The 22,459-nt window shown below is 56.3% G+C and carries 19 protein-coding genes and 1 tRNA gene; 6 read left to right on the top strand and 14 right to left on the bottom strand.

Annotated features, from left to right (window positions below):
• The first annotated feature begins 18 nt into the window (after positions 1-18).
• On the top strand, positions 19-1,206 hold the full coding sequence (locus tag OKF39_RS16405; protein ID WP_479983151.1) for an MFS transporter: 1,188 nt from the start codon (positions 19-21) through the stop codon (positions 1,204-1,206).
• A gap of 37 nt (positions 1,207-1,243) precedes the next feature.
• Here OKF39_RS16405 and OKF39_RS16400 read toward each other — a convergent pair.
• The 3 genes from OKF39_RS16400 to OKF39_RS16390 all read right to left on the bottom strand — a co-directional run bounded on the left by OKF39_RS16400 (position 1,244) and on the right by OKF39_RS16390 (position 3,400).
• Positions 1,244-1,320 (bottom strand) — tRNA-Pro (locus OKF39_RS16400).
• A gap of 72 nt (positions 1,321-1,392) precedes the next feature.
• Positions 1,393-3,153 carry an LPS biosynthesis-modulating metalloenzyme YejM gene (gene yejM / locus OKF39_RS16395; RefSeq protein WP_028013888.1) on the bottom strand — a complete coding sequence of 587 codons (1,761 nt, stop codon included), beginning with the start codon at positions 3,151-3,153 and terminating at the stop codon, positions 1,393-1,395.
• A 19-nt stretch (positions 3,154-3,172) separates the two neighbouring features.
• Positions 3,173-3,400, bottom strand: coding sequence for a YejL family protein (locus OKF39_RS16390; RefSeq protein WP_014884596.1), 228 nt, complete (start codon positions 3,398-3,400; stop codon positions 3,173-3,175).
• Between the two features lie 134 nt (positions 3,401-3,534).
• Between OKF39_RS16390 and yejK the strand changes: the two genes are divergently transcribed.
• Complete coding sequence (gene yejK, locus OKF39_RS16385) at positions 3,535-4,542, top strand: nucleoid-associated protein YejK (protein ID WP_479983150.1); 1,008 nt, start codon at positions 3,535-3,537, stop codon at positions 4,540-4,542.
• 50 nt (positions 4,543-4,592) lie between these two features.
• On the opposite strand, the gene rplY is transcribed toward yejK, so the two are convergent.
• The gene (gene rplY, locus OKF39_RS16380; protein ID WP_028013887.1) at positions 4,593-4,877 is read right to left on the bottom strand and encodes a 50S ribosomal protein L25; all 285 of its coding nucleotides are present in this window, start codon (positions 4,875-4,877) and stop codon (positions 4,593-4,595) included.
• Between the two features lie 125 nt (positions 4,878-5,002).
• The gene (gene radD / locus OKF39_RS16375; protein ID WP_048958749.1) at positions 5,003-6,763 is read right to left on the bottom strand and encodes a DNA repair helicase RadD; all 1,761 of its coding nucleotides are present in this window, start codon (positions 6,761-6,763) and stop codon (positions 5,003-5,005) included.
• 152 nt (positions 6,764-6,915) lie between these two features.
• Between radD and rsuA the strand changes: the two genes are divergently transcribed.
• The 3 genes from rsuA to OKF39_RS16360 all read left to right on the top strand — a co-directional run bounded on the left by rsuA (position 6,916) and on the right by OKF39_RS16360 (position 9,459).
• On the top strand, positions 6,916-7,623 hold the full coding sequence (gene rsuA, locus OKF39_RS16370; protein ID WP_028013885.1) for a 16S rRNA pseudouridine(516) synthase RsuA: 708 nt from the start codon (positions 6,916-6,918) through the stop codon (positions 7,621-7,623).
• 15 nt (positions 7,624-7,638) lie between these two features.
• Positions 7,639-8,835, top strand: coding sequence for a Bcr/CflA family multidrug efflux MFS transporter (locus OKF39_RS16365; protein WP_041908984.1), 1,197 nt, complete (start codon positions 7,639-7,641; stop codon positions 8,833-8,835).
• Between the two features lie 279 nt (positions 8,836-9,114).
• The gene (locus OKF39_RS16360) at positions 9,115-9,459 is read left to right on the top strand and encodes a YejG family protein (protein ID WP_028013883.1); all 345 of its coding nucleotides are present in this window, start codon (positions 9,115-9,117) and stop codon (positions 9,457-9,459) included.
• Positions 9,460-9,462: 3 nt separating this feature from the next.
• On the opposite strand, the gene yejF is transcribed toward OKF39_RS16360, so the two are convergent.
• The 9 genes from yejF to OKF39_RS16315 form a co-directional block, all read right to left on the bottom strand.
• Positions 9,463-11,052: a microcin C ABC transporter ATP-binding protein YejF gene (gene yejF / locus OKF39_RS16355; RefSeq protein ID WP_028013882.1), complete on the bottom strand. Its 1,590-nt coding sequence runs from the start codon at positions 11,050-11,052 to the stop codon at positions 9,463-9,465.
• Position 11,053: 1 nt separating this feature from the next.
• Positions 11,054-12,079 (bottom strand): ABC transporter permease, encoded by a 1,026-nt coding sequence (locus OKF39_RS16350; protein ID WP_479983149.1) that lies wholly within the window; start codon positions 12,077-12,079, stop codon positions 11,054-11,056.
• On the bottom strand, positions 12,079-13,173 hold the full coding sequence (locus tag OKF39_RS16345; RefSeq protein WP_028013880.1) for a microcin C ABC transporter permease YejB: 1,095 nt from the start codon (positions 13,171-13,173) through the stop codon (positions 12,079-12,081). The genes OKF39_RS16350 and OKF39_RS16345 overlap by 1 nt, the downstream gene beginning before the upstream one ends.
• A 9-nt stretch (positions 13,174-13,182) precedes the next feature.
• Positions 13,183-14,988 (bottom strand): extracellular solute-binding protein, encoded by a 1,806-nt coding sequence (locus OKF39_RS16340; protein WP_063943437.1) that lies wholly within the window; start codon positions 14,986-14,988, stop codon positions 13,183-13,185.
• A 74-nt stretch (positions 14,989-15,062) separates the two neighbouring features.
• Positions 15,063-16,619 carry a cyclic di-GMP phosphodiesterase gene (locus OKF39_RS16335; RefSeq protein WP_100169952.1) on the bottom strand — a complete coding sequence of 519 codons (1,557 nt, stop codon included), beginning with the start codon at positions 16,617-16,619 and terminating at the stop codon, positions 15,063-15,065.
• Positions 16,620-16,746: 127 nt separating this feature from the next.
• Complete coding sequence (mepS, locus tag OKF39_RS16330; protein ID WP_028013877.1) at positions 16,747-17,316, bottom strand: bifunctional murein DD-endopeptidase/murein LD-carboxypeptidase; 570 nt, start codon at positions 17,314-17,316, stop codon at positions 16,747-16,749.
• Between the two features lie 415 nt (positions 17,317-17,731).
• A complete protein-coding gene (locus OKF39_RS16325; RefSeq protein ID WP_080351173.1) occupies positions 17,732-18,445 on the bottom strand; it encodes a phosphatase PAP2 family protein in 714 nt (237 codons plus the stop codon).
• Positions 18,446-18,478: 33 nt separating this feature from the next.
• Positions 18,479-19,465 (bottom strand): CobW family GTP-binding protein, encoded by a 987-nt coding sequence (locus tag OKF39_RS16320; protein WP_100169953.1) that lies wholly within the window; start codon positions 19,463-19,465, stop codon positions 18,479-18,481.
• Positions 19,466-19,588: 123 nt separating this feature from the next.
• The gene (locus tag OKF39_RS16315; protein WP_479983148.1) at positions 19,589-21,055 is read right to left on the bottom strand and encodes a mannitol dehydrogenase family protein; all 1,467 of its coding nucleotides are present in this window, start codon (positions 21,053-21,055) and stop codon (positions 19,589-19,591) included.
• Positions 21,056-21,260: 205 nt separating this feature from the next.
• Here OKF39_RS16315 and uxuA point away from each other — a divergent pair, with 205 nt between their 5' ends.
• Positions 21,261-22,451: a mannonate dehydratase gene (gene uxuA / locus OKF39_RS16310; protein WP_479983147.1), complete on the top strand. Its 1,191-nt coding sequence runs from the start codon at positions 21,261-21,263 to the stop codon at positions 22,449-22,451.
• Positions 22,452-22,459: the final 8 nt, after the last annotated feature.

Raw genomic sequence — 22,459 nt, 5'->3', positions numbered from 1 at the left:
TAAAGCAGGAGATGTTCAATGTTATCCCGGTTTGCAACGCTCAGCCGGATCCCGAAAGGCGTCTGGGTTGTGGGTGGGGTCAGTATGCTGATGGATATCTCCTCGGAGATCATTCACAGCCTGCTGCCGCTGTTTATGGTCACGACGCTGGGAGCCAGCGTGATTTTCATTGGCTTGATTGAAGGCCTGGCTGAAGCCACCGCGCTGTTTATCAAAGTTTTTTCCGGTGCCATCAGTGACTACCTGGGTAAACGTAAAGGACTGGCGGTGCTGGGCTACGGTCTTGGCGCGCTGAGTAAGCCGCTGTTCGCTATCGCCTCTTCGTCGGGCATGATTCTGGGGGCACGCTTAATCGACCGGGTAGGGAAGGGGATCCGGGGCGCGCCGCGCGATGCGCTGGTCGCTGACGTGACGCCGCCGGAACTTCGCGGCGCGGCCTTTGGGCTGCGTCAGTCGATGGATACCGTCGGCGCATTTCTCGGGCCGCTGCTGGCCGTAGGCTTAATGCTGCTGTGGAACGATGATTTCCGCACGATTTTCTGGATTGCGGTGATCCCCGGCGTCCTCGCCGTGGCGCTGCTTTTCTTCGGCCTGCATGAACCGAAAACGCCCGTCGAACATAAACGCACGAACCCCATCAAAAAAGAGAACCTCAGGCGCCTCGGGAAAGGCTGCTGGTGGGTTATTGGCCTGGGCGCCATCTTCACGCTCGCACGTTTCAGTGAAGCCTTTCTTGTCCTGCGCGCACAGCAGTCGGGGGTGCCGCTGGCGCTGATCCCGCTGGTGATGGTGGCCATGAATTTGCTCTATTTCCTTTCAGCCTATCCGTTTGGCAAGTTATCGGACGGGATGAGCCACACCCGACTACTGCAGTGGGGCCTGATGATGCTGATTGGGGCAGATATTGTGCTGGCGCTAAGCACCCACTGGGCTGGAATGCTTCTGGGCGTTGCGCTTTGGGGAGTGCATATGGGGATGACGCAGGGGCTGCTGGCGGCAATGATCGCAAAAACGGCACCTGCGGATCTGCGCGGTACCGCCTACGGCATTTTTAGTCTGGTCAGCGGCGTGGGATTGTTAGTCGCCAGCCTGGGCGCCGGGGCCATCTGGGAAACGTTTGGCGCGGAATATACGTTTTATGCCGGAGCCGTGATTTGTCTGGTTACGCTGATGTACCTGCGCAAAACACCGGACGAGGCAAAATAAAAAACCAGCCGTAATAGGCTGGTTTTCAATGTGTTTTTGGTCGGCACGAGAGGATTTGAACCTCCGACCCCCGACACCCCATGACGGTGCGCTACCAGGCTGCGCTACGTGCCGACGCATAGAAAGAATACTACTCGATTCCGTTTCGAATGCAAGGGAATCCGTCGCTAACTGGTTTATTATTAATCAGTTAGCGATGAAGCGCTTCTCATCCGTCAGAACCTGTAACAGCAGGCTAAGCTGTGGTTTCTGGTCCTTCAGCCGTTCACCCTGCAGATTATAGGTCTGATAGTTCCCGTTGCTGTTCAGCACCAGCGTCAGCTTCGGCGTGGTCACCACCAGCGTGTTGCCGTCAGCTGCAGTGACCCAGTTATGGCGGCGCGTGGCGCTGAAGAGATCCTGCCCCTGCGAATACTCGTTTGCTGGCGTACTGACGTGCAGCAGGCGCTGCATCAGGGTCGTCATGACGTCTTTATGTTCTGTGAGCATATTGATGCGCTGCGCCGGCGTTCCCGGCCAGTGGATCACCAGCGGAACATGCAGGTTTGGACGTGACCAGCTCATGCTCTTCGTCTCGTCGCCTAACGGTACGCCATGCCCCGCGGTCACGATCACGACCGTGTTATCAAGCTTGCCTGATTCACGTAGCGCGTCCAGCACGCGGCCAATCTGTGCGTCAACATCGCTGGCCGCGCGGCCGTAGCGGCGAGCAAAGCCAGCCTGGTTGCTGTCGTTAAGCGTTGTGCCGTTAAAGGCCACCCACGAGAACCAGCGGTTATCTTCCTGCGCGTAGCGCTGCAGCCAGTTTATCCACTGGTTTGCGGTCTGGGCATCAGACTGGCTCTGCGCGGCAGGCAGTGAGAAATCAGAGAGCAGCGCCTGGCGGTACAGTGAACTGTTGAAGCCGTCCGATGAGAACAGCCCTAACTGATAGCCCTGCTGATTAAGCCCGGTGATCAGCGCCGCAGGAATGCGCGCAGACAGCACGCCGTCCATGTATCCGGCAGAAATGCCATAGAACAGGCCAAAGATACCCGCATCGGTTGAGTTACCTGAACTCATATGCTGGGTAAATGATACGTTCTGACTCGCGAAATCGGCCAGCGCAGGCATCTGCTTCTCGTAACGAGAATAGTTGAGGCCATCGACGGTAATCAGCAGGACGTTTTGCCCGCGACCCATATCGCGATAGCGCAGATCGCTCAGTGGATACTGTACGCTAACCGCTTCCGGATTACCCTGTTCGACCAGACGGCGCTGGTACTCCTGGGCATCAAGCAGGCCGTGTTTCTCAAGGAAACGACGGGCCGTCATCGGATAAGAGAGCGGCAGGTTAGCGCGCTGCATGGTAATAGGGCGATAGAAGTTCGCATCCGCCCAGATATACATGAGGTGCGAACTGATAAATGAGACGAAAAAGAGCGCGGCGACGGGCTTCGCGTAATGGCGGCGTCGGGTCAGGCTGCGGAGCTTTTGCCAGCTCCAGGTGGCAAACAGCATCTCGATCAACAGGATCACCGGAACGCTGATGAACATCAGCTGCCAGTCGCGGGCCGTTTCGTTCTGGTCGGGGTTGATCACCAGTTCCCAGACGATAGGGTTGAGATGCAGGTGGAACCGGGTGAACACTTCACTGTCGATAAGCAGCAGCGTCATCCCCACCGTCGCAAGGATTGCGGACAAGAACCGCATCAAACGCTGCGACATGACGATAAACGTCAGAGGAAACAGGATCAGCAGATAGGTGGCGAATACCAAAAAGCTAAAGTGACCAACAACGCTTATCCAGGAGTAGATACGCCCGGTTAGCGTTGTGGGCCAGTCTGCGACAAACAGATAACGACAGCCAATTACCGTCGCTAGCAGAATGTTGAACAGGGCAAACCAGTGTCCCCAGCTGACCATCTGGGAGACTTTTTCACGGTAGCGCTGACGATTCGTCACCATAAACTGTTGTTCGTTTCCCTTAATGGGCCTGGTCGTTGCTGACGGATGACTGTAACGCCTGGGCGAAAGATTTGGCGATCGCCTGACGCTGAGCCGGAGCAACGCTGGTGTTGATAAGGTTGGTGACCATATTTCCCAAAACCATCAGGGAGAGATCGGTCGGCGTTTTATGTTTTTCCAGTACGTTGACCAGCTCACTGAGCAGTTGTTCAACGTGTTCATCACTGTAGCGGGAATGTTGTGGCATAAATCAAAATCAGTTTGTTGATGAAAGGGCAACATATTACCGTAGCAACAGCTTTTTTTCCCCTTTTTTATCTGTTGTTGCACACATGTCCTGGTGGTGGTTGAATACCGCCCGGTCTAAAAGGAGAGTTTATCATGAGTCTGGAAATCAACCAGATTGCCTTGCACCAGCTTATCAAGCGTGATGAGCAAACCCTTGAAGTGGTGCTACGCGATTCGTTACTGGAACCCACGGCAACCGTTGTGGAAATGATGGCAGAGCTGCATCGCGTCTACAGCGCTAAAAATAAAGCCTATGGTCTGTTCAGCGAAGAGAGTGAGCTGGCCGATAGCCTGCGCCTGCAGCGTCAGGGCGAGGAGGATTTCCTGGCGTTTAGCCGCGCGGCAACCGGGCGTCTGTGCGACGAGCTGGCGAAATATCCGTTCGCCGACGGCGGTATTGTCCTGTTCTGCCACTATCGTTACCTGGCGGTCGAGTACCTGCTGGTTACCGTGCTGAATAACTTAAGCAGCATGCGCGTGAACGAGCAGCTGGACATCAGCTCAACGCACTATCTGGATATCAACCATGCGGATATTGTGGCGCGTATTGATTTGACCGAGTGGGAAACTAACCCGGAGTCGACCCGCTACCTTACCTTCCTGAAGGGGCGGGTGGGCCGCAAAGTGGCGGATTTCTTTATGGACTTCCTCGGTGCCAGCGAAGGCCTGAACGCCAAAGCGCAGAACAAAGGGCTGCTGCAGGCCGTTGATGACTTCACGGCGGAAGCGCAACTCGATAAATCTGAACGCCAGACCGTGCGTCAGCAGGTTTACAGCTACTGCAACGAGCAGCTGCAGGCGGGGGAAGAGATTGAACTGGAGTCCCTGTCAAAAGAGCTGGCGGGCGTCAGCGAAGTGAGCTTCCAGCAATTCACCGCGGAGAAGGGCTATGAGCTTGAGGAGAGCTTCCCGGCGGATCGCAGCACGCTGCGTCAGTTAACCAAATTTGCCGGCAGCGGCGGTGGGTTAACCATCAACTTTGACGCCATGCTGTTGGGGGAACGCATCTTCTGGGATCCGGCCACCGATACCCTGACCATCAAAGGTACGCCGCCGAACCTGCGCGATCAGCTTCAGCGCCGCACGTCTGGCGGTAAATAGCAGCCATAAAAAAACCCCGCCGAAGCGGGGTTTTCTCGACAGGTTTGCGATTACGCGCGAACGAAGTCGATGTGAGTCAGTTTTGGCTTGAACGCGTGACGCTGAACAGCCTGAACCTTCACTTTTTCTTCTTTACCGCCAACAACGATGGTCAGAACTTCGCTGTAGAACTCAGCTTTGGTCTGCATGTTCCACACTTTGTCGTGATCCAGTTCGATAGCAACTGGAGCAGCTTCGCCACCGTAAACGATAGCCGGGAACTTGTTAGCGTTACGCAGGCGGCGGCTCGCACCCTTACCCTGCACGTTACGTACTTCTGCTTCGATAGTGAACATTGATTTCTCTCTGTATTTAAAACCCTACTACAGGCGACCCAGCAGCAGGTGAGTGTTCTGCCCCACGGATGTGAAGCGGGCGGCATTTTATACTCAAATGCCCCGCACATCAATGAAAAGTCCCGTTAACCGCGCAATTCATTTGCCCGACGGAAGCGACCTTCATAGTCAAAGACCTTCTCGCGAACCTGCCAGAACTGGCCTTTCTTACGGGCGACCACGAAGTCGGGGTGGCGCAGCAGCACCTGCTGATGCACGATATCCGCCACGGTTATCCAGCGCAGCGGCACGCCAGGCGTGCGGGTATGCGGCCGGATAAACAGCTGCTCAAATGCCGTGCGCTGAGCAGGCGTCTGAACCCTGAACCGTTCGCTGACGTCAGCGCCATCCTCGTCGTAATAGGTGATTTTCAGCCACTCGCCTTTTTCATCCGCGCCGGGCTGCAGCGCCATGCCGGAGCAGCGCAGCACCAGCGCATCTTTCAGCTTCAGCGCCGCTTTCAGCATGTCGTCCGGGTCCACCAGCACCGTGTCGCACTCGCGGCAACGGCGGGCGGCGATGTCATTTTCGGCGTTGCACTGCGGGCAGTTTTTGAAGCGGAAGCGGAAATCGCACTGCTCGCGATGCCCCTCATCATCCTCAAACCAGCCCTGACAGCGGCGGCCAAAGTGTTCAATCAGCGTGCCGTCGGCGGTGGTTTTTCCCCAGAAGGTGTTGGCAAAGCCGCAGGCCGGGCAAAACACCTGTACCGGCACGTTGTCGCTTTTGCCTTTTGGCGCGCCCACTTCCGGGGAGTACAGATCGTGCGGGTTGCCGGCGTAATCCAGTATCAGGCAGTCGGTTTTGCCCGGCGCCAGGCGCAGGCCACGGCCGACAATCTGCTGATACAGGCTGACGGATTCCGTCGGGCGCAGAATCGCAATCAGGTCGACGTGCGGGGCGTCAAACCCGGTGGTTAATACGGAGACATTCACCAGGTAGCGGAACTGCTGGGCTTTGAAAGCCTCAATCAGCCTGTCGCGCTCCGGGCCGGGCGTTTCGCCAGTGATCAGCGCTGCGTCGTCAGCGGGTAGCAGTCCCGTGATTTCGCGCGCGTGTTCGACGGTGGCAGCAAAAATCATCACCCCTTTACGCGTTTGCGCGAACTCTTCAATCTGGCTGATGATATGCGGCGTGATCCGCTTCTGTTTTTTCAGCTCATGGTTAAGATCCGCCTCGCTGAACAGCCCGTTGCTCTGCGCCTGTAAGCGGCTGAAATCGTACTGCACGACCGGCATATCCAGCCGCTCGGGCGGCGTCAGGTAGCCGTGCTTAATCATGTAGCGCAGCGGAAGTTCATAGATACAGTCGCTGAACAGCGCTTTCTCGTCGCCGCGCACCATGCCGTGATAATGAAAGCGGTAGATCCAGCCTTTGCCCAGACGAAACGGGGTTGCCGTCAGGCCGAGCAGGCGTAAGTGAGGGTTCACCTCTTTAAGGTGAGTGAGGATTTGCTGATACTGGCTGTCGTCGTCATCGCTGATGCGGTGACATTCGTCGACAATCAGCAGCGAAAACTCGCTGCGGAACAGATCCAGGTTACGGGCCACCGACTGTACGCTGCCGAAAACCACTTTGCCGTGGCTCTCTTTGCGCTTCAGCCCGGCGGCGAAAATGTCGGCTTCCAGCCCCAGCGCACAATATTTGGCATGGTTTTGCGCCACCAGCTCTTTGACGTGGGCCAATACCAGCACGCGACCGCGCGCCAGGCGCGCCAGTTCGGCAATGACCAGGCTCTTGCCTGCACCGGTCGGGAGGACAATGGCCGCCGGTTCCCGGTGTTTACGGAACCAGGCGAGCGTCGCGTCAACGGCTTCCTGCTGATAGGGACGAAGTGTAAAAGTCATGGGGTCTCTGTTTCGTTAATCCGCATATAGTATGCCACGAAACTTTTTCCCTTGAGTGGCGCAACCAGACCATTATACTGAACCGTTCCTGACTGCTTCTTTTTTCGGACGCACGGTCCGACATCCAGCACCATTAAGGCTAAAAAGATTTCATGCGACTTGATAAGTTTATCGCTCAGCAACTCGGCGTAAGCCGCGCTATTGCCGGGCGCGAAATTCGCGCCAACCGCGTTACCGTGGATGGCGACATTGTGCGAGACAGCGCGTTCAAACTGCAGCCTGACCATCAGGTTGAGTACGACGGCAATCCGCTGACCCAGCAGCACGGTCCCCGCTATTTCATGCTCAATAAGCCGGAAGGCTATGTCTGCTCAACGGACGATCCGGATCACCCGACGGTGCTCTATTTCCTCGACGAGCCGGTGGCTCACAAGCTGCATGCCGCAGGCCGCCTCGACATCGACACCACCGGTCTGGTGCTGATGACCGACGACGGACAGTGGTCGCATCGCATCACTTCCCCGCGCCACCACTGCGAGAAAACCTATCTGGTCACGCTGGAGTCACCGGTTGCGGATGACACGGCAGAGCAATTCGCGAAAGGCGTTCAGCTGCATAATGAAAAGGATCTGACCAAACCCGCCGTGCTTGAGGTCATCACCCCGACGGAGGTCCGTTTGACCATCAGCGAAGGACGCTACCATCAGGTGAAACGCATGTTTGCCGCCGTGGGTAACCACGTTGTGGGCCTGCACCGTGAACGCATCGGTGCGATTGCGCTCGATCCCGACCTGGCGCCCGGTGAATATCGTCCGCTGACGGAAGAAGAGATTGCCAGCGTCGGTCTGCCTTCGCACTAATTTCAGGAGAACCCTGTGACCACCAGGCCACACTCGTCGTTCAAAATTGTCTTCATTCTTGGCCTGCTGGCGATGCTGATGCCGCTGTCTATCGACATGTATCTGCCTGCGCTGCCGGTGATTTCCGCCCAGTTTGGCGTACCGGCAGGCAGCGCGCAGATGACGCTCAGCACCTATATTCTCGGTTTCGCGCTCGGACAACTGCTGTATGGTCCAATGGCCGACAGCCTGGGGCGTAAGCCGGTTATTCTTGGCGGGACGCTGGTCTTTGCGGCTGCAGCGGTCGCCTGTGCGCTGGCGCAGAGTATCGATCAGCTGATTATCATGCGCTTCCTGCACGGGCTGGCCGCCGCTGCCGCGAGCGTGGTGATCAACGCCCTGATGCGTGATATCTACCCGAAAGAAGAGTTCTCCCGCATGATGTCGTTCGTCATGCTGGTGACGACGATTGCACCGCTGGTGGCACCGATGGCCGGTGGTGCGGTGCTGGTGTGGTTTAGCTGGCACGCGATTTTCTGGATCCTGGCGCTGGCCGCGCTGCTGGCCTCGGCGATGATTTTCTTCTTTATTGATGAAACGCTGCCCGTCGAGCGCCGCCAGAAATTTCATATTCGAACCACGATAGGCAACTTTGCCTCGCTGTTTCGCCACAAGCGGGTGCTGAGCTACATGCTGGCGAGCGGGTTCAGCTTCGCCGGAATGTTCTCCTTCCTGAGCGCCGGGCCGTTTGTCTATATCGAACTGAACCACGTTTCGCCGCAGCACTTTGGCTATTATTTTGCGCTCAATATCGTCTTCCTGTTTGTCCTGACCATCATTAACAGCCGCTTTGTCCGGCGGGTGGGCGCGCTGAACATGTTCCGCGCCGGGCTGTGGATCCAGTTTGTGATGGCGGTCTGGCTGGTGGTGAGCGCGTTTCTGGACGTGGGCTTCTGGGCGCTGGTGATCGGCGTGGCGGCCTTTGTCGGCTGCGTGTCGATGATCTCGTCCAATGCGATGGCGGTGATCCTCGACGAATTCCCGCACATGGCGGGAACCGCATCGTCACTGGCGGGAACCTTCCGCTTCGGGATTGGTGCCATCGTCGGGGCGTTACTCTCTATGGCGACCTTTACTACGGCCTGGCCTATGCTGTGGGCGATGGCTTTTTGCGCAACCAGCTCTGTGCTTTTCTGTCTTTACGCCAGCCGGCCGCGAAAAGCGGCGCACTAACGCGCAGATAAGGCCCGAAAGGGCCTTTTTTGTTGACGCATATCAACCAAACTCGCGTTCGTTTATTCCGTGTTTGTTTATTTTATGTAAAATCTATTTATGTAAAAAGTCACATCATTGTATTCAAAAAGGTTGAGTTAGATCGCAGAAACGGGTACATATAGCGCCGACGCGAGCCTCGATACCGATAAAAAAGCGCTGAATAGTGCAGGTTGGCGATGATGTGTTACTATAAATGTAAATAAATTGTGAAGTAAATTTTGCTTCCGGGGAACGAACGTGAATACATTACAACTCTCCATTGTCCATCGCTTGCCCCAGAGCTATCGCTGGTCGGCGGGTTTTGCAGGTTCGAAAGTTGAACCGATTCCGCAAAGCGTCGCGGGCTGTGAGAATTGCCTGGTGGCGCTCAAGCTGCTGAGCCCGAGCGACGAAAATGCGTGGCGGGTGATGGAGCGTCTCAGCCAGGCCCTGACGGATATCGAAGTGGACAGCTCCGTACTGGAGTGCGAAGGGGAGCCGTGCCTGTTTGTCAAAAGCCAGGACGAATTCGCCGCGACCTGCCGCCTGAAAAACTTTGGCGTTGCGATTGCTGAACCTTTCTCCGGCCAGTATCCGTTTTAAGCGCTAGTCTGCCGCGAGCAGCTGGCGCGTGTAGCTCTGCGTTGGCGCAGTAAATACGCGCTGGCAATCACCCTGTTCGACCACCTCACCCTGTCGTAGCACAATCACCTGATGGCATAGCGCCCGCACCACCTGTAGATCATGGCTGATGAAGATATAGGCCAGCCGGTGCTTTTCCTGTAGCCCTTTGAGCAGCGCCAGGATCTGCGCCTGTACGGTTCTGTCCAGAGACGAGGTCGGTTCATCCAGAATAATCAGCTCCGGTTTCAGGATCAGCGCGCGGGCGATGGCGATACGCTGGCGCTGTCCGCCGGAAAATTCCGCAGGGTAGCGGTGGCGAGTGTCGGGATCTAAGCCCACTTCCGCCATCACCCGCATGACCTCCTGTTCCCGCTGTTGCGCACTCAGGCCAGGCTGGTGAACGCGCAGGCCCTCTTCGATAATCTGCAACACGCTGAGGCGCGGGTTAAGCGAGGAGTTGGGATCCTGAAATACCACCTGCATGCGGGGCCGCACGGGCAGCATCTGGCGGCGGTTCCAGCGGTGCAGCGGCATATCGTCAAACAGGATCTCGCCCTGAGAGGCAATTAAGCGCAGCAGCGCCAGACCGGTAGTGCTTTTCCCCGAACCGGATTCGCCCACCAGCCCCAGGGATTCACCCGGTCGCAGCGAGAAGCGGATATTTTTCAGCACCGGGTTCTGGTCAACGATGCGCCGCAGAACGCCTTTGCGGATCGGGAACGAGACGGATAAATCATCGACGCGCAGCAGCGGTGTGCTGTCTGCCGTGAGAGGCACCGGGTCGCCGGAAGGTTCGCTGTCGAGCAGGCGCTGCGTATAGGGATGCTGCGGCGCGTTCAGCAGCGTGGACGCGGTATTCTGTTCAACGCAGCGCCCGTTTTGCATGACCGCGACGCTGTCGGCCAGCTTTTTCACGATGCTCAGGTTGTGCGTGATAAACAGCAGGCTCATGTCCAGCTCGTCACGCAGCTCCCTCAAGAGCGTCAGAATTTGCGCCTGCACCGTGACGTCCAGCGCTGTCGTCGGCTCGTCGGCAATCAACAGTTCGGGGCGCGTGAGCAGGGCCATGGCAATCATTACCCGCTGGCGTTCGCCGCCGGAGAGCTGATGCGGAAAATCATTCAGCCGTTTGGCCGCGTTGCGTATGCCTGTACGTTCCAGACAATCCAGAATTTCGCCCCGCGCGGCCTCTTTGCGCATCCCCCGATGAAGTGACAGCACTTCATAGAGCTGTTTTTCCAGCGTATGCAGTGGGTTGAGCGACACCATCGGCTCCTGGAAGATCATGGCAATCTTATTGCCGCGAATACCGCGCAGGGTATGTTCATCAGCGTGCAGCAGCGAACTGCCGTGGAACAGAATATCCCCTTGCGGATAGCTCACGGGCGGGGAGGGCAGCAGACGCAGGATGGAGAGCGCCGAGACGCTCTTGCCCGAACCGGATTCACCCACCAGCGCCAGCGTTTCACCGCGCTGGATCTGCAGCGACAGGTCGGTGACCACGGTACGGGTCTCGCCCTGCTTCGAGAAGGCAATCGACAGGCGATCAATACTGAGAAGAGGCTGCGTCATCTTATACCGCCTTGTTGGGATCGAAGGCATCGCGCACGGCTTCGCCAATAAAAATCAGCAGCGAAAGCAGCACGGCCACGGAAAGAAAGGCGGTGATGCCCAGCCACGGCGCCTGCAGGTTGTTCTTGCCCTGCAGCAGCAGTTCGCCGAGCGACGGCGACCCCAGCGGCAGGCCGAAGCCCAGAAAGTCCAGCGAGGTGAGGGTGGTGATGGAGCTGCACAGAATAAAGGGCAGGAAGGTGAGGGTCGCCACCACCGCATTGGGAAGCATATGGCGGAAGATGATTGCGCGATCGCTCACGCCTAACGCCTGCGCGGCGCGAATATAGTCGAAATTACGGGTGCGCAGAAACTCTGCCCGCACCACGCCCACCAGCGCCATCCAGCCAAACAGAACGGTGATGCCCAGCAGCCACCAGAAGCCCGGCTGTACCACGCTGGAAAGCAGAATGATCAGAAACAGCGTTGGCATACCGGACCAGACTTCGATGATACGCTGCCCCCACAGGTCAATTTTTCCGCCGTAGTAGCCCTGAACGGCGCCGGCCACTACGCCCATTACGCTGGAGAAGACGGTCAGCATCAGTCCAAAGAGAATAGAAATCCGCGTACCGTAGAGGATGCGCGCCAGCACGTCGCCGCCGTTGGCGTCTGTTCCCAGCCAGTTTTGCGCAGAGGGCGGAGAAGGGAAGGGGGTTGTGGTCGCGAAGTTAATGCTGTTGGCGCCAAAGCGTACCGGAGCCCAGATGGCCCAGCCGTGCTGTTCGATCTGCTGGCGCAGCCACGGATCCAGGTACTCCGCCGGGGTGGCAAACGGGCCGCCGAAGTCGCTCTCACTGTAGTTAGCCAGTACCGGCACGTACCAGCGGTCGTTAAAGTGCACCAGCAACGGTTTGTCGTTGGCGATCAGCTCCGAACACATGCTCAGGACAAACAGGACAGCAAAAATCCACAGCGACCAGTAGCCGCGGCGGTTATGGCGAAAACGGGCCCAGCGGGCCTGGTTAACGGGGCTTAAACGCGGCATCAGCGGCCCTCAAAATCAATTCGGGGATCGACCAGCGTATAGCTGATATCGCTGATGATATTCAGCAGCAGGCCAATCAGGGTGAAAATATAGAGCGTGCCAAACATTACCGGATAATCGCGCGATACGGTGGCTTCGTAGCCCAGCAGGCCGAGACCGTTGAGCGAGAACATCACCTCAATCAGCAGCGAGCCGGTAAAAAACATGCTGATGAACGTGGCTGGAAATCCGGCAATCACCAGCAGCATGGCGTTGCGGAAAACGTGTTTCCACATAATCTGCTTCTCGCTGACCCCTTTGGCGCGGGCGGTCACGACATACTGCTTGCGGATTTCATCGAGAAAGGCGTTTTTCGTTAACATGGTCAGGGCGGCAAACCCGCCGATCACCGTCGCCAGCACCGGCAGCGTGATATGCCAGAGATAGTCGGTGATTTTCTGGTACCACGGCAGCGTGCTGAAATCGGCGGAGACCAGCCCCCGCAGGGGGAAGATGTCGAAATAGCTGCCTCCGGCAAAGAAGACAATCAGCAGAACGGCAAACAGAAACGCCGGAATAGCATAGCCGATGATGATGAAGGTGCTGCTCCAGATATCGAAGCGGCTGCCGTTATGCACCGCTTTTCGGATCCCGAGCGGTATAGAGACCAGATAGATAATCAGCGTCCCCCACAGCCCCAGCGTGACCGAAACCGGCAGGCTTTGCTTGATCAACGTTAATACGGACGCACTGCGGAACAGGCTATCGCCAAAATCAAAGCGGATATAATCCCAGAGCATCTTGAAATAGCGCTCGTGTATCGGCTTATCAAAGCCGTAGCGATGGGTGATCTCGGCGATCACTTCAGGATCCAGCCCGCGCCCGCCGCGGTAGTGGCTTTCACTGATATTCCCCACGCCGGTTCGCGCATGGCTGGCGCCCATGCCTTCTCCGCCGCCGCCGGGCATGCCGCCGCTGTTGCCAAACTCAATGGCGGCAATGGCCTGGTCGACCGGCCCGCCCGGGGCAATTTGCACGATAAAAAAGTTAATGGTGATAATGGCCCACAGCGTGGGAATGACCAGCAGAAGTCGGCGGATTAAATAGGCACCCATGATAATTCCTTATCGCCGCTCGGCGGGCAGTCTGGCGGCTTTATTCACGTCATACCACCAGGTGTCAAAGCCCAGAGAATAGACAGGGCGCACGGCAGGCACGGAGAACTTGTCCCAGCGCGCAAGGCGGTCTTCGCCCATATACCACATGGGCAGCATGTAATAGTTCCAGGTTAACACCCTGTCGAGGGCGCGACCAAGCGGCAAGAGCTTATCTTTATCGCCCTGCGCCGCCACAATTTTCGCAATCAGGGCATCAATCGCCGGGCTTTTTACGCCTGGCGCATTGTACGAGGAGTCGATGTAGCTGGAGGCCCAGGAGATTTGCAGATCCGAGCTGGGCCACGGCTGCGCGGGCCACAGGCGCTGCATCATGTCGTAATCGCGGCTGCGCATGCGGTTGGTGATCTGCGCGTTATCGACCTGGCGAATGTTCATGGTGATCCCCAGCCGCGCAAGGTTGTGCTTAAACGGCAGCACCCACTGATCGTTGCCGCCAGAGGAGAGCAGCAGTTCAAAGCTTAAAGGCTTGCCGGTTTTCGCATTGACGCGTTTCTGGTTCTTCAGCTGCCAGCCTGCCTCATCCAGCAGCTTGCTGGCCTTTAGCAGGTTGTCGCGGTCGTAGCCGTCACCCTTTGAAGCGGGCGGCTGAAACACCATGGTAAACACCTCCGGCGGCACTTCCGCTTTCAGCGGCGCCAGCAGGAGCAGTTCGTCGGCTTTAGGGTAGTCGCGCGCGGCATATTCGGTGTTCTGGAAATAGCTGTTCGCGCGGCTGTACGCCCCGTAAAACAGGGCTTTGTTCATCCATTCAAAATCGAAGGCCAGGGAAATGGCTTCCCGAACGCGGCGGTCGGTAAATACCGGGCGCTGAATATTAAACGCCAGCCAGCGCGTGTCCTGGGCGGATTCGTTTTTGTGCTCGTCTTTGACGATGTAGCCTTTCGTGAAGTTTTTGCCGATATAGCGGGTCGCCCAGTTTTTGGCGCTGTTCTCCACGCGTAAATCGAAGGCGCCGGCCTTGAACGCTTCAAACGCCACGTTATCGTCGAGGTAGTAGTCATAGCGAAGGGTGTCGAAATTCCAGCGCCCGCGGTTTACCGGCAGGTTAGCCGCCCAGTAATCTTTCACGCGGGAATAGACCACGTACTGCCCCATGCGCCAGTCGGTAATGCGGTAAGGGCCACCGGCCAGCGGCGGCGTGGAGAGCGGGTCACTTAACTTATGGTTTTTCCAGAACGATTCAGGCATAACCGGCAGCGAGAACAGGCTAAGCATATTCTCTTTGTTCGGTTCGCTCAGCTCAATGCGTACGGTGAGGGGCGCAATGGCGCGCACCGTTGCGCCTTTATACACAATGCGGAACTGGGGAACGCCTTCGGTCATAAATTTATGAAACGTAAAAGCGACGTCGCTGGCCTTGACCGGCGTGCCGTCGTGAAAGCGGGCCCGGGGGTTTAGGGTAATTTCGGCCCAGGCGAAGTTATCCGCATAGCGCACGTTATCGGCAATCAGCGGGTAATAGCTGCCGGGTTCATCATCCGACGTGACAAAAAGCGTGTCATAGAGCGATTCCGTTCGCGCCGCGGCCACGCCGCGCAGGGCGAAGCGGTTAAAATTGTCGAACGTTCCCGTAGCCGAGAGCGTGACCTTTCCACCCTTAGGGGCGGCAGGATTGACGTAATCGAAGTGCGTAAAATTGACCGCGTATTTTGGCTCGCCAATCACGGCGAACGCGATGTTCTCTTTGATGGTTTGCGCCTGGCTGGACAGGCTCACGACTGCCAACCAAAGCAACATAAAGCGCATAAACATCTCGCGGCGGCTCCCTCTTTTACAGACCGGCTCAGTTAAGCTGAATAATAAGTGACGCCACGGGCAATGTGAAATTATTCCCCGTCAGGCGACACTGTATTTTGCCACGTGCGGAACTGCTCCAGCGGCATCGGGCGGCTAATCCAGTAACCCTGCAGATAATTAACCCCATGCTCGCGCAGCCAGGCCGCCTGTTCCGGTGTTTCCACCCCTTCCGCAACGGTCGACATATTCAGTCGTCTTGCCAGCGTCAGTACGGCATCCAGCACCGGGGAGGTCACGGTTTCTGTGCCAATGGCGTTGACAAAGCCACGGTCGATTTTCAGGTAGTCCATGGTGAAATGTTCAAGATAAATCAGCGCGCTGTGGCCGGTGCCGAAATCGTCGATGGCAATTTCAAACCCTTCGTTATGCAGCCATTCGAAGAGGCTGTTAGCTTCCCGATGGTTCAGCATATCGCGCTCGGTAATTTCCAGTACGATCTGGAAGTAATCAGGCGGCAGCAGGGCTTTGAAGGTGCGCATATCGTCTTTGAAACTTTCCGCATGCAGATGCCCCGGCGCGATATTAATGCCCACTTTGGCACCCGGCGGCAGCACGGTCTGTAGCACTGGCGCATCGTGAATAATCAGGTCAAAAAGATGCAGCGTGAGCGGAACAATCAGCTTCTGCGCTTCGGCAAAATTGATAAAGGCGTCCGGCGGGATCTCACCCATGGTCGGGTGCTTCCAGCGCATCAGCACTTCAAGCCCGGTCATCCTGAGCGATTTGGCGTCGACAACGGGCTGATAAACCACATAAAATTGGCCGCGCTTGATGGCGCTCAGAATCTCTTTGCCCGGATTGAGACGCGTCGTGAGGATGTAGAAGTTAAGCGACCCTGCCGCAATCCCGCACACCAGCCCGAAGAACAGGGCGTAAAGTATCTCATCGGTCGTCCACTCCTCGGCGTACAGGTTGATGGTCAGAGGAACGTCTTTGAGCGTCGCGGTGCGCGCCGGCTTTTCATGTAAATCCTTCGCTTTGACGAGGGCGCTTGAGGTAGTGGATAACGCATTGTCGCCGATGACGATCGCGATGCCTGCAAACTCGTCCTGGCGCGCGGTGTAAAGCAGGTACGGCGTCAGGTTGAGATTCACCGAGGTGAATACGCCGCCGTCCTTCACAAGCGGATTACGATACCAGATGGCAATCGCGGGCTTATTGGGCAGCATGGGCGTGCCGGGGAGCAGTGCGATATCAACCTGCTTGTTGATGTGCAGCTCGGGTATCAGCTCCTCCATCGGGGCATTCATTGGCCCTGTGGCTGACGAGCAGAACGCCATTTTGTCTCTGACCAGCAGGAAGGCGCGTACGTTGAGGCTGAAGGCCGCGCGTGAGGTCAGCTCCGCGTTAACGTCCTGGCAATTATTGAGCGTCAGCGGCTGCAGCACGTCGATGGAGGCTTTCAGCTCGTCAAAATAGCTCTCCATGTAGATGCGCACATCCATAATCAACGTATCGAATCGGATTTCCCGCTTGTGGTAGCTCCAGAAAAATTGCAATGAACCCAGGAGCAGGGCGGCGATCAGGCCGGTAATGATACTGAGGAACAGTATCTTTCGATGACTGGAGAAGTAGCGGGTGAGCATAAACGTCGTGGTTCCTGAATTGCCGCTGATTGTATTCATTGTAACGGGCAAAAAAAAACACCGCCGAAGCAGTGCTTTTTTTTATTGTATCGCCAGCCAAGGGATAACCAACGATACAATTATCATATTAACTGCGGGTCAGTACGCGGCGCGCTTCGTTGTAGCGCTTCTTCCAGTACGGTTCATTCATGCTGGAAATGGTCACACCGCTGCTGGTGGAGGCATGTACAAACTGGTCATTACCAATGTAGATGCCCACATGTCGACCGGTAGAACCTGCACGGAACAGCACTAAATCGCCGGTGCGCAGTTTGGTACGTGAAATCGACTTGCCCATCTCCTGCTGTTCGTAGGTCGAACGCGGAAGATCTAACCCAAATTGCTCGCGGAAGGTACGCTGTACAAAGCCGGAACAATCAATGCCTTTTTTAGTGCTGCCGCCAAGACGGTAACGCACGCCTTTCCAGTCAGCATACTGGTCCATAATGCGGGACTTCACGTCCAGATTACGTACCATATTTTCAAATTCATCCTGAGAGGCTTGCAGTGAAGAGGAATCTTCCATTCCCACAACACGCGTCTCAGGATGCATATTCTTTGCGGTGTTCGATGTACTACATGCAGATAACAGTACCGCGACTGCTATCGCCGGGATCCCCCGTAAGATATATCTCAGAAACGGTTGAGATTTGACCATTTTGTTTATTTTCCCTTGAAGTCCTTAACGACAAATATCGTTATAAAAATGCCAAACGTGACGAGACTAATTATCTGTTCACATTGAGACAATTGTTTCTGGTGACATTTGTGGTGCAGCGCACAAAATTATTCACCATCGAAATAATTATCTCCATGGGGCAAAACGAGTTCGAGATTAACCGATTGCCAGGGCTATTGCGAGTAAAAAGAGCCTTTTTTTTATAAGAAATTGTGATACAGAAAGTAAAAATTTGTCATTGCACAAAATAGCGGCAGATCCGCCGCATAATCGTGCAATTGATTCATTTTTATCACGAATGTGATGACAAGAATATGACAGCGCAGAAAGATCGCGGGAAGGGCATTATCAGGGATCGTGATGATCCCCGATAGTTTACGTTAAAAAACGGTAATTATTTGTTCAATTTTTGTTGCTTTCTACGCGGAAGATAGCGATCGAAAAGGGTAATTAGGCGATCGCTCAAAGGCGTCATCAGAACCCACGGCAGACCAATCAGCACCGCGGAAAGGGAACCCACGACAATATCCGTCAGCCAGTGCGCGCCAATCATCACGCGCGGGAAGGCAAATATCACCACAATAAGCAGGGCGATTGCGAACGCTTTCTTACCGAAATAGCGCAGCATGAAGCCAGAAAAAATAAGCAGCATCATGCCGTGATCGCCCGGGAAACTGTCCTTCGAGGCATCTTTTGTTGGAATATGCAGCAGTTCACTCACGCGATAAATATTCGGGAAAGAGAGCGAAGGACTTGCACGTTTTACCGGCATCAGATGTTGCGCCAGCTGATTAATGATCACCGCAGCCAGAAGCATCACCAGTCCGATAACCAGGATGCGGCGACGCCCCGAGTCATCCTCTTTAAGCCAGAAAGAGAGCATCAGGCAGCCCATGGCCAGCAGGGAAAAGCCGTCGAAGGCGCGGTTATTGGTAATTGCCACCAGCCACAGAAAGGCGTCACTCTTCACCAGCCCCTGGTTGAAGAAATGAAACAGGGATGAATCCAGCGGGAACCAGAAACCGTGATTCACCGGGATATACCAGGAGAAAAAGAGCGCCAGACCGGCGACATTAAGCAGTAGTATCTGGGGAATTCGAGTCGTCATAACGTTCTGCATTGAGTGAAAACTGGGGCAACGTTAGCCGCCCGAACTTAAACGAAGCTTCAACAGGCTGGACTGCAGGGCATTCCAGTCGGCGTTAACCGCACTAATTAACTCTATTCGGCTGTCAGGTGGCGCGACGTTTTGCGTTTCGATAAAGAAATCGTCGCCCTGGCGGTTGATCCGCACCAGTCCGTCTGGCGTGCGCATGATCCCTTTCACGCGGTCGACCGGCGCAAGCCTGGCCCACTCAAGGATGCCAATGGTATCGAAAACGGTATCGGCATCGAAAATCCATCCGCAGGCCTGATACCCCTGACCGCTGTTAAGGTTACGACGCCAGCGCTGGTGTTCCGGCAGGCTAAGCGCGGCCAGACCCTGCTTTGCAGAATGGTGATGCGCATGCTCTGCACTGGCCGGGAGTTGCGTCAGGTTCAGGCGGGGAAGATCCAGCAGGGCGCTATCAATATTCCCCTGCGTGGCCTGCACACGCGTCCGATTGCCGCCGAAATGCTGCCACCACACGTCCAGCGCGGCCCGGCTTTCCGCCGTGGCGCGATCTTCTTTATTGGCGACAATAACGTCTGCTGCGGCGAGCTGATCGCGAAAGTTCTCATTGGCCACCGCTTTTTCATCCAGAAGCTGACGCGGATCGAGCAGGCACAGCGTGGCGCGAAGATCGATCCACGGCTCGTAAACCGGGGCGGTCAGTAAATCGAGGATCTGCTTCGGGTGGCCCAGACCGGTAGGTTCAATCAGCAGGCGGTCCGGTTTGCCCTGACGCAGCAGCGTATTGAGGCCTACCTGCATCGGTAAGCCGTTTACGCAGCACATGCATCCGCCGGGGATCTCTTTAATCATTGCGCCGCTGGATGACAGCAACGCGCCATCAATGCCCACTTCGCCGAATTCATTGACCAGCACGGCCCATTTCTCGGCGGGATCTTTATTCGCCAGCAGATGAAGAATAGAGGTGGTTTTACCGCTGCCGAGAAAACCGGTGATGAGGTTGGTTTTGGTCACGTGCGCTCCGCAAGAGAATTGTGATGCTATAACACTATGCTCTTATCCTGGCGAAAAACGGGCGCAATGAGAAGGGGGAGGGCGAACGGAGGCAATGTCCGTTCGCATTAAGCGCAATAATCGCTAAAGATTTAACGTTTCAATAACAGCCTGGCGTGCGCCACGGCGGGTGATGCGCTGGTAGGCCTGGCTAACAGCCTCAGCGAAAACGCTATTTTGCGCGAGATCGTGACCGAAGACCTCGCTCAGCCCCAGCAGCGCATTGACGCGGTCGGCGTCGCTGCTGGCCTCGACAATCGTGCGGATTTTATCGCTGAGGGGATCGCGAACGTCAATCGCGTTGCCGCGTTCGTCGAACCCGCTGACGTAGCGTATCCAGCCAGCGACGCCCAGCGCCAGCAGCGGCCATTCTGTTTTACGCTCAAGGTGGACGCGGATGCCATCCAGCATTCGCTGCGGCAGCTTCTGGCTACCGTCCATCGCGATTTGCCAGGTACGGTGCTGCAGCGCCGGGTTAGCAAAGCGCTCAATCAGGCTGTCGGCATAGGCAGTCAGGTCGACATCCTTTATACGCAGCGTAGGCGCCTGTTCATCCAGCATTAGCCGCCGGGCGGCTTCGCGGAAGGTGGCGTCCTCCATGCATTCATTAATATGCGCGTACCCGGCGAGATACCCCAGATACGCCAGGAAAGAGTGGCTGCCGTTAAGCATGCGTAATTTCATCTGCTCCCACGGCAGAACGTCCTGCACCATCTGAACGCCCGCCACTTCCCACTCCGGACGCCCGGCGACAAAATTATCTTCCACTACCCACTGAATAAACGGCTCGCAGCTTATGGCGCACGGATCGTCAACGCCGAGCGCGTCGGCGATTTCTGCAAGCGAGGCCTCCGTCGCGGCGGGAACAATTCTGTCGACCATCGTTCCCGGAAAACTCACGTGGCCCTCGATCCACTCCGCCAATGCCGGGGAGCGCTTATGCGCCATGCCAAGCACCGCATTTTTCACCACGTGGCCGTTGTCCGGAATGTTGTCGCAGGAAAGCACGGTAAACGCAGGCAAGCCGCGCTCGCGGCGGCGATTAAGGGCTTCGACCAGGATCCCCGGCGCGGAATGCGGCTCAGCGGGATTTTCCAGATCGTGGACGATCCGGGCGTTTTGTAAATCCAGCTTACCGGTCGCGGGATCGATGCAGTAGCCTTTCTCCGTAATGGTGAGCGACACAATCGCCACCTGCGGCTCGCAAAACTTCTCTATTATCGCGGGCAGAGAGTCCAGCTTTGCATTCAGGCATTCATGTACGGCCCCGACAATAATCGGCTGATTTCCTTCAGCTCCTTTCTCCAGCACGGTAAACAGGTGATCCTGCGCGCGCAGCTGGCTCATCAGCACGTCGCCGCTGAACAGGCTAATCTCACAAATTCCCCAGTCGCCGCCTTTTTCATTCAGCACCCGGTTTGTTAACAATGCCTGATGCGCGCGGTGAAACGCACCGAAGCCGAAATGGACGATGCGGGAGCGCAGTTGATGACGATCGTAGCGCGGTTGTTGAACCTGGGGTGGAAGGGCGGTTGAGGCAATTGTCTTCATGAAATACACACCTGATTAACCATTAATTAACAATGCCAGTCTAAAGTTATATGACAGCAAATAAAATTGGTAAGCCGTAAATATCCCCGTTCTGTGAGTTTGATCAATCAATGTGTGGCGGCGTGTTGACCCTTCACAGTAAACATGTATGGTAGTCGTCATTGCAGTAACCCATATTGGTATAACAACTTGAGAGGATGAGGCAATGGAACAAACCTGGCGTTGGTACGGGCCGAACGATCCAGTTTCTCTTGATGATGTGCGTCAGGCTGGCGCAACGGGTGTCGTCACGGCGCTGCATCACATTCCTAACGGCCAGGTATGGCCGGTTGAGGAGATTCAACAGCGTCAGGCGCTGCTGGCTGAGAAGGGGTTAACCTGGTCTGTGGTAGAAAGCATTCCGGTTCACGAAGATATCAAAACCCATTCCGGGGAATACCGGACCTGGATTGCAAACTATCAGCAGAGCATTCGCAACCTGGCGGCCTGCGGCATTGATACGGTCTGCTATAACTTCATGCCGATTCTGGACTGGACGCGTACCGACCTGGAATATCAGATGCCGGACGGCTCGAAAGCGCTGCGTTTTGACCAGATTGCCTTTGCGGCGTTTGAGCTGCACATTCTGAAACGCCCGGGCGCCGAAGCGGATTACACCGCTGAAGAGCAGCAGCAGGCCCTTGAATGGTTCAATGCCGCCAGTGAAGCGGACGTTGAGAAGCTGACCCGCAATATCATTGCTGGCCTGCCGGGTGCGGAAGAGGGTTACACGCTGGATCAGTTCCGCGCGCGTCTGGCGGAATACGGCAATATTGATAAGCAGCAGCTGCGTGAAAACATGGCGTATTTCCTGCGCGCTATCGTTCCGGTTGCGGAAGAAGCCGGCGTGCGTCTGGCGGTACACCCGGACGATCCGCCGCGTCCTATCCTCGGCCTGCCGCGTATCGTGTCTACGATTGAAGATATGCAATGGCTGAAACAGACGGTCGACAGCATCTATAACGGCTTTACCATGTGTACCGGCTCCTACGGCGTGCGCGCTGATAACGACCTGGTACGGATGATTGAAACCTTTGGCGATCGCATTCACTTTACGCACCTGCGTGCGACCTGCCGTGAAGAGAACCCAAAAACCTTCCATGAGGCGGCGCACCTTGGCGGTGATGTGAATATGGTGGCGGTGGTCGACGCTATTCTGGCTGAAGAGGCGCGTCGCAAGCAGGCGGGCGATGTGCGTCCTATTCCGTTCCGTCCGGATCACGGACACCAGATGCTGGACGATCTGCGGAAGAAAACCAACCCGGGCTATTCGGCGATTGGCCGCCTGAAGGGGATGGCGGAAGTGCGAGGGGTCGAGCTGGCGCTCAAGATGACGAAATATCCGGAGCTTCTGTAACCGGAATT

The sequence above is a fragment of the Enterobacter cloacae complex sp. HYC042_NIDB genome (assembly GCF_056673315.1).
This window is presented reverse-complemented; position numbering and strand designations above follow the sequence as displayed.